The organism is Nonomuraea rhizosphaerae, from assembly GCF_019396405.1.
In the GTDB taxonomy this organism is placed as follows: Bacteria; Actinomycetota; Actinomycetes; order Streptosporangiales; family Streptosporangiaceae; genus Nonomuraea; species Nonomuraea rhizosphaerae.
This window is the reverse complement of the sequence record NZ_JAHKRL010000140.1, coordinates 1-7509: the sequence shown is the minus strand read 5'-3', so window position 1 is coordinate 7509 and position 7509 is coordinate 1. Positions and strand designations below refer to the sequence as shown.

Here is a 7509-nt window from a genome sequence, read left to right as displayed (position 1 = left end):
GAGCGCCGCGAGAGACCGGACCGGACCGGGCGTCACCAGGCGTCAGGCGCTGCGGCTGTTCAGGCTGGGCGCGGTGGCGGTGGCCGCGGGCGGCTGCTCGGTGCTCGGCGGCACGCCGCAGCCGCGGCTCCTGCCGAGCGGCGCGCCCCTGCCCAGACCGTACGCGGTGCCGCTGCCGATCCCCGAGGTGCTCAAGCCGTCCCGCGACGGCTCCCTGGACCTGGCGCAGCGGGCGGCCGAGGCCGAGATCCTGCCCGGCCTGCGCACCCCTGTCTGGGGGTACGGCGGCCGCTTCCCCGGCCCCACCATCGAGGCGACCGCCGGGCGGGCCACCACGATCCGCCTGTCGAACGGCCTGCCCGAGCCGACCGTCATGCACCTGCACGGCGGCCACACCCCGCCGGAGTCCGACGGCTACCCCACCGACCTGCTCCAGCCCGGCGCGCGGCGCACCCACACCTACCCGCTGGACCAGCGCGCGGCCACGCTCTGGTACCACGACCACCGGATGGACCACACCGGGCCGCAGGTGTGGCGCGGCCTGGCCGGGCTCTTCATCGTGCGCGACCCGGCCGAGGAGGCGCTGGGCCTGCCCTCGGGCGAGCGGGACGTCCCGCTGCTGATCTGCGACAGGTCGTTCGCCGAGGACGGCTCGATGCCGTACCCGAGCCTGCCGGACGGGCACGGCGTGCGCGAGGGCTACATGGGCGGGGTGCTCGGCGACGTCATCCTGGTCAACGGCGCCCCCTGGCCGGAGCTGCGGGTGGCCAGGGCCCGTTACCGGCTGCGGCTGCTCAACGCCTCCAACGCGCGGACGTACGAGCTCTCGACGGGCGGCCCGCTGGTGCGGATCGCGAGCGACGGCGGCCTCCTGGCCGCGCCCCGGACCGTCCAGCGGGTACGCCTGGCGCCGGGCGAGCGCGCCGAGGTGGTCGTGGACTTCGCCGCCCACCGCGTCGGCGACCACGTCGAGCTGCGCAACCTGGCAGGGGAGGGACCGCAGGCCAGGGTGATGAGGTTCGCCGTGGACCGGGACGAGTCCGACGACTCGGCGATCCCGCGCGTGCTGTCGGACGTCGAGCGGCTCGACCCGGCGAAGGCCACCGTCACCAGGGACTTCGACTTCGGCAACAGCGGCGGCAAGTGGTTGATCAACGGCGGCCCGTTCGACCCCGGCAAGGTCGAGGCCAGGCCCAAGCTGGGCGACACCGAGATCTGGCGGCTGACCAGCGACGTCGCCCACCCCGTGCACCTGCACCTGTCGAGCTTCCAGGTGCTGTCGGTCGACGGCGAGCGCCCCGGCGGGCCGCCGGAGTGGAAGGACACGGTCGAGCTGCGTGACGCGCAGACCGTCGAGATCGTCACCAGGTTCACCGGCTACCGCGGCCGCTACGTCATGCACTGTCACAACCTGGAACATGAGGACATGGCGATGATGGCCAACTTCGAGGTCACCTGATCACCGCTGAACGCCGCCATTCCGGGCAGAGGAGTATCGAACTCCAACAGAGAGGGAGTGCAGCGGTGAACGCGGGAGTGGTGCGGATCGAGACCGTCCGACACGTTCACTGCACGGTCCTCCGGGTGAGCGGTGAGCTCGACCATTTCGGCCGGGCCCGCCTGAGCAGGCACATCCGCGAGGTGTGGGACTGGTCGGCGGGGCCCGTCCTCGTCTTCGACCTGGCCGACGTGATCTTCTACGACGCGTCGCTGATCGGGGCGCTGGCGGTGGCGCTGCAACGGGCCGAGGACACGGGAAGCGGGCGGGTGATCCTGGCCGCCCCGACCGAGCGGCTGGTCACCGTGCTGGAGCGGACCGGACTGCTGCCGTACGTGGAGATCAGCGGCGGCGTCGAGGAGACGGTGGCGGAGCTGCTGGTGGCGCGGCGGCCCGAACTCCTGGAACGATCTCTGCCGCCCCTTCCCCGGCCGCCCATGTGACGAACGCGCCGCCCTTGTGACAGGTGCGCCGCCCCCTGCGACGGGTGTGCCGGGCCTGTGACGGGTGTGCTGGAATTCACCGGTGACTGCGCAGACATGGCGGGTGCCCGGCTGGATCCCCGTGACGGCCGTCGGCGCCTCGATCGCGCTGACGATCGTCATCGGGCTGCTCGGGCCGTCGGCCATGGTTCCCGCGCTGGCCGGGCCGGGGTGGCAGCCGCCGTACTCGCTGGATGCGCGACCTGACCCGCACCTGGTGATCGCCCTCGCGGCGGCCGCGATCGTCCTGGGCGCGCTCGGCTGCCTGGGGCTGCTGCTGTCCAGGTCCGCGCCCAGCGCCAGGGCGCTGGTGATCCTCGGCTGCGCCGCGGCCGGGCTGCTGGCGTTCCTGCCGCCGTCGGGCTCGGCCGACCACCTCAACTACGCCGCGTACGGGCGCATGGTCGTCCTGGGCGTCAACCCCTACACGCACGGCGCGCTGGACCTGCCCGGCGACCCCATCGCCCGCGCCGTGGAGCGGCCGTGGCAGGAGGAGCCCAGCGTGTACGGCCCGGTCGCGACCGGCGTGCAGGCGCTGGCGAGCTGGGTCGGCGGCGACTCGCTCCGGCTGACGATCTTCGTGCTGGCCCTGGTCAACGCCGCCGCCTTCGTCGCGACGGGGCTGCTGATCGACCGCTTCACCAGGGACGACCCGGCCAGGCGGCTGCGGGCGGCGGTGCTGTGGACGGCCAACCCGCTGCTGCTGTACCACCTGGTCGCCGGGATGCACGTGGACACGCTGGCCGTCGCCTGCATGGTGGCCGCGCTGGTGGCCGGCGCCCGTCCCGCGGCGTCCGGGGTGCTGCTCGGGCTGGGCGTGGCGGTCAAGGTCAACGCGGGCCTGGTCGCGCTGGGGCCCGCCTGGGAGCTGCGGCGGCGGCCCGGCCGGCTGGCCCTGGTCGCCTCCGTCGCGCTGGCCGTGGTCGTGGCGGGCTACCTGATCGTCGGCACGGAGGCGGTCGGGCCGATGACGCGCACGAGCAAGTCGGTGTCGCTGGCGTCGTACTGGAAGCTGGTCCAGGGCTGGCTGCAGGCGATCGTGGGGGAGGGCAGCGCGTACCGGGAGGAGATCCAGATCGGGTCGCTGGTCGTGCTCGGGCTCGTGGCGTGGTCGCTGTTCCGGGCTTTTCGCGGCGTTGTCTCCGGGAACGAGGTCGCGCTCGTGGTGGTGGTCGCGTACGTGTTCGCCACGCCGTACGTCCTGCCGTGGTACGACGGGCTGGCCTTCGGCGTGCTGGCGCTGGCGGCGGCGTCGGCGCTGGACGGGCTGCTGGTGGCGCACCTGTTCGTGCTGTCGCTGGCGTACCTGCCGGCCCGGCAGGATCTGCAGCCGAGCGACCTCGGCTGGCTCGTGACGGTGGTCAGGTCGAGGATCGCTCCGTGGACGCTGCTCGTGCTGACGGCGGCTCTGGTGTGGTGGGCGTGGGCAGCCGCAGCGCGCGCACGGAGGCGGCCAGTGTCAGCGGCACTGCCACGGTGAGCGCCATGGCCGGGATGGCGATGCCCGAGTCGTTCATCAGGAACCCGATGAACGCGCACGTCAGCGCCCCGAACAGCCCCGCACGCAGCGGCGGCGCCAGCCGGTAGGCCTGGCCGAGCGCCGGAGCCCCCCACCGCGAGGGCCGGTTCAGCACCCAGAACAGGAACGCCAGCGCGACCAGCGACAACAGTGTCAGCGACCAGTTGCCGACGGTGACGCCGATCATCGCGCTGAACTTCCGCCAGACCACCGTCCACGCCTGACCGTCGATGACCTGCTGCACGAAGACGCCCAGGTGCGTACGCCGCGCCGCGGGCCGCAGCCAGTCGAAGACCGCCAGCGCCCCCACCAGCACGACCCCGGCCACCCCCACCAGCAGCAGCTTCAGGATCGACACCCGCCGCCCGGCCAGCAGGATCAGGAACACCGCCAGCCCGATCACGAACGCCGGCACGCCGCCGAAGTCGGCCCCCCACGTCGGCCAGCCGTCCGCGAACACCGCGAGCCCCCCGTACGCGGCGCACGCCACCACGGCCGCCACCCTCGGCACGCCCCGCCTGAGCAGCAGCTGCGCGAGCCCCGCCAGCGCCAGCAGCGTCCCGGTGGCGTAGACGGCGAAGGCGATGTTGGAGAAGCCGTAGAACCGTCCCCCGGTGACCGGCTCGTACCCGGTGACCGCGTTGACCTGCAGCTTCGACCCGGTCATCACGTCCAGCAGCAGGGCGAGCGAGGTGATGCCGGCGACCACGGCCAGCGGGCCGAGCACGTGCGTGCGCCACGGCCCGGCGAAGGCCAGCGCGGTGATCAGCCCGGCGATCCCGACGATGGTCACGATCACGCTCGCCATCGGCGCCGGGAACGCCCACCACGGGACGAGCTGCGCCAGGAACGTCGAGACCGGGACGGCTCCGCTGACCACCGCCACGACCTGCACCACGGTCAGGATCCGCGACCCCTTCGGCCCGGACAGACGGCGGAAGGCCAGGGCGGCGAACGCGTAGAACAGCAACTGGACCGTCACCAGCACCGCGAAGAACGGCCCGCGGACCTCCCGCAGCACCTGGCTGGCCAGGTCCGCGTCCGCCAGCTCCTCGACGGTGACGGAGGCCGAGCCGTCGCCCTGCCAGGCGCGCCCGACCACCTCGCGCGGCGCCTCTAGGCCGAGCAGGCCGATCGCGGTGGCGGTGAGGTCGGTGATGGTGACCAGCGCGTCCTGATGGGTGGACATGGCGGTCAGGTGGCCGTGCCGGAACGCCGGTCCGGCGGCGACGGCGACGTGCAGGTGGGCGTTCGTGGTGACGTCGGAGACGCCCGCCAGCAGCACGTTCGTCTCCTGCGGGAGCCTGCCGAGCAGCTCGCCGACCTCGCGGTCCGCCTCGGCCGCCGCCGCCTGCCTCGCCGCCGTGGGCAGCGGGGCGGGCACGCCGTACTCGTCGAGCGGCTGCCGGGCCCAGGCCGTGGCCAGGCCGGCGGCCTCCATGACAATCAGGTGGTACGAGCTGAGGTCCCCTTCGGGGTTGTAACTGGCGATTTTTCCGGACGTGTCGGCGGCGGCCACCGCGGCGCCCGGCCCGAACGCCGCCACCCGGCCCCCCGAGGACGTCACCACCTGCCCCAGCGTGCCCAGCCGCGCGTCGTACCCGGTCTCACTCTGGTACGCCTGGAGCGCCCCCCAGCCCGGCACCACGCCGTTCTCCGGCGCCGGTGTCGCGGCGCAGCCCTTGCCAGGCGTACCGGCCCGCTGACCGGCCGACACCGTCATCCACCCGGCCAGCGGGCAGGTGATCCCGCGGTCGGGCGGCGGCACGGCGCGCGTGGACAGCGACGCGGAGGCGCCCCGCTCGACCAGCTTCCACAGGTTGGGGGTGCGGCTCCGGTCCAGGTCGCTCCATTCGAGACCGGGCACCCCGACGATGGCCACCCGCCCCTGAACGGGTGCCCGGCCTTGAGCGGCCGAATGGCCTTGAGAGGATGCAGAGGCCGCCGCCGGGCCGCCGTTCAGGACGGCGAGGCCGAGGAGCAGGACCGCCAGGAACCGGACGGCCGCGCTCGTGATGGCGTGCGGCATGGGCGGCGACCCCCAGGGTGAACGTGCGCTCGATGGGCAACAGCCACGGTAACGTGCCACACCGTGACAGGTGGCGAGGCGACGGCGGTACGCCGGCGGTGGTGGGCCTGGGCGGTGGCCGTCCTGGTCGTCGCCGCGGCCGTCGCGCCGCTGGTCCAGCAGTGGCTCACGAACCCGGACGACCAGCGGCTGGTGGACCTGGACGTGTACCGGACCGGAGGGCAGATGCTGCTGTCCGGCCGCCCCCTCTACGACTTCGCGACCCCGGCTCCCCAGCTCCTGCCGTTCACCTACCCGCCGATCGCGGGGATGCTGGCGGTGCCGCTGGCCGAGCTGTCGTGGGGGACGGCGCAGTGGGTGTGGACGGCCGGGATCTTCCTGGCGCTCGTCGTCACGGTCGCGTTCGCGTTCAGGGAGGTGCTCGCCGCCAAGGGCGATCTCCGGCGGTACGCGCCGTGGCTGTTCGCGTTCCTCATGGTGACCTGCGCCTACCTGATGCCGATCCGCGACCAGGTGCGGTTCGGGCAGGTGGACATCCTGCTCGTCGCGCTGTGCCTGGCCGACTGCGCGGCCAGGCGGCCGTGGTGGCCGCGCGGCCTCCTGATCGGGCTGGCGACCGCGGTGAAGCTCACACCCGGCGTGTTCCTGATCTACCTGCTGGTGACGCGGCAGTGGCGGACGTTCTTCATGGCCTCGTTCGTGTCGGCGCTGCTGACGCTGCTGCCGTTCGCGGTGATCCCGCGCGACGCCGCCGGCTTCTGGTTCTCCGCCCTGCTCGACCCCGAACGGCTCGGCGCGAACGCCGCCACCACCAACCAGTCGCTGCGCGCCATGCTGATCCGCCTGTACCTGCCGTCGGAGACGCTGACCTCGGTGATCTGGCTGCTGCTCGTGGCCGTGGTCGGCTGGTACGGGTTCCGCGGCGCCCTGCGGGCCTACCGGCGGCAGGAGGAGATGACGGCCGTCGCGCTCACCGGCCTGATGGCGGTGCTGCTCTCGCCGGTCGCCTGGATCCACCACCTGGCCTGGGTGGTCATCGTGCTGGCCGCCATCGTGGGCGACGGGCGCGACCAGGTCAGGGTGCGGATCGCCGTGGGTGTGTGGCTGTTCTACGTGGTGCCGGTGCCCTGGTGGGGCGTGGCGCTGAAGGTGGCCGGCGTGCCGGTGCTGGACAAGATCGTCCAGGACGGGTTCGGGCTCGGCGCGCTGGCTCTGGTGTGGTTGTTGGCCTCCTGGTTGCCGAAACGCGGGGCCGCGCTCGACCGAGCCATTACCATCCGTTGAGTGTTGGTTACCGTATGGGTTCTGGTGGGGCTGGTCGCGGGGATGACCGGCGTCGGCATCGGCTTCATGGCGCTCAAGCAGGCCAGGGCCGTGGTCGACGAGTGTCAGGAGCTGCTGAGCCGGCGGACGAGCGAGGGCAAGGGCGACCTCAAGGCGATCCGCGACGTGGCCGTGTGCCAGTACGACGCGCTGGAGGAGATGGCGGGCAGGATGTCGTTCTCGATCGCGATGATCAACGGGCTGGGCGACGGCATCGTGCTGACCTCCATCAACGGCCGCTCCGAGACGCGCACCTACGTGCGTCCCGTCGTGAGCGGCAAGGGCGAGCAGCCGCTGTCGCCCGAGGAGGAGCACGCCGTACGGGCGGCGCGGCTCGGGCACGGGCCGATGGTCGAGGCAAGGGTTCCCAGGTGGTGAGGCCGATGGCGAGGCAGGTGGGGCAAACGTCGGCGCGACTCGGCGACCTGCGGATACTCTGGAATCATGCCCAGACTCGCCTATCTCGGACCGGAGGGGACCTTCACCGAAGAGGCCCTGCGGCTCCTTGAGCCCGACGCCGAGCGCCTGCCCTGCGCCACCGTCACCGCCGCGCTGACCGCCGCCCGCAACGGCGAGGCGGACGGCGCGGTCGTCCCGCTGGAGAACTCCCTCGAAGGCGCGATCACCACGACCCTCGACGAGTTCGCCTGGGGCGGGC

General features: G+C 73.0%; 7 protein-coding genes. 6 read left to right on the top strand and 1 reads right to left on the bottom strand.

Features of this window, described 5'->3' with window-relative positions; all coding sequences use genetic code 11:
• From KME77_RS06920 to mptB, 3 genes are all read left to right on the top strand, one after another.
• A partial coding sequence (locus KME77_RS06920) for a multicopper oxidase family protein (RefSeq protein ID WP_308250593.1) occupies positions 1-1459 on the top strand: 1459 nt, incomplete at its 5' end.
• 65 nt (positions 1460-1524) lie between these two features.
• A complete protein-coding gene (locus tag KME77_RS06915; RefSeq protein ID WP_219463087.1) occupies positions 1525-1941 on the top strand; it encodes an STAS domain-containing protein in 417 nt (138 codons plus the stop codon).
• An 82-nt stretch (positions 1942-2023) separates the two neighbouring features.
• Entirely contained in the window at positions 2024-3460 is a 1437-nt protein-coding gene (gene mptB, locus KME77_RS06910; protein WP_308250592.1) for a polyprenol phosphomannose-dependent alpha 1,6 mannosyltransferase MptB, read from the top strand.
• Here the strand turns inward: mptB and KME77_RS06905 are convergent.
• Complete coding sequence (locus tag KME77_RS06905) at positions 3342-5528, bottom strand: hypothetical protein (RefSeq protein ID WP_219463085.1); 2187 nt, start codon at positions 5526-5528, stop codon at positions 3342-3344. The two genes, mptB and KME77_RS06905, sit on opposite strands and share 119 nt — an antisense overlap.
• 63 nt (positions 5529-5591) lie before the next feature.
• Between KME77_RS06905 and KME77_RS06900 the strand changes: the two genes are divergently transcribed.
• From KME77_RS06900 to KME77_RS06890, 3 genes are all read left to right on the top strand, one after another.
• Positions 5592-6812, top strand: coding sequence for a glycosyltransferase 87 family protein (locus KME77_RS06900; RefSeq protein ID WP_219463083.1), 1221 nt, complete (start codon positions 5592-5594; stop codon positions 6810-6812).
• Positions 6813-7229 (top strand): DUF4446 family protein, encoded by a 417-nt coding sequence (locus KME77_RS06895; RefSeq protein WP_308250591.1) that lies wholly within the window; start codon positions 6813-6815, stop codon positions 7227-7229.
• Positions 7230-7295: 66 nt separating this feature from the next.
• Positions 7296-7509, top strand: a 214-nt coding sequence (locus KME77_RS06890; RefSeq protein WP_281424059.1) for a prephenate dehydratase domain-containing protein, incomplete at its 3' end; no start/stop codon positions are given.

Coding starts and splice junctions, on each gene's coding strand:
- KME77_RS06905 (WP_219463085.1), bottom strand. CDS start 5,528: ATGCCGCACGCCATCACGAGCGCGGCCGTCCGGTTCCTGGCGGTCCTG.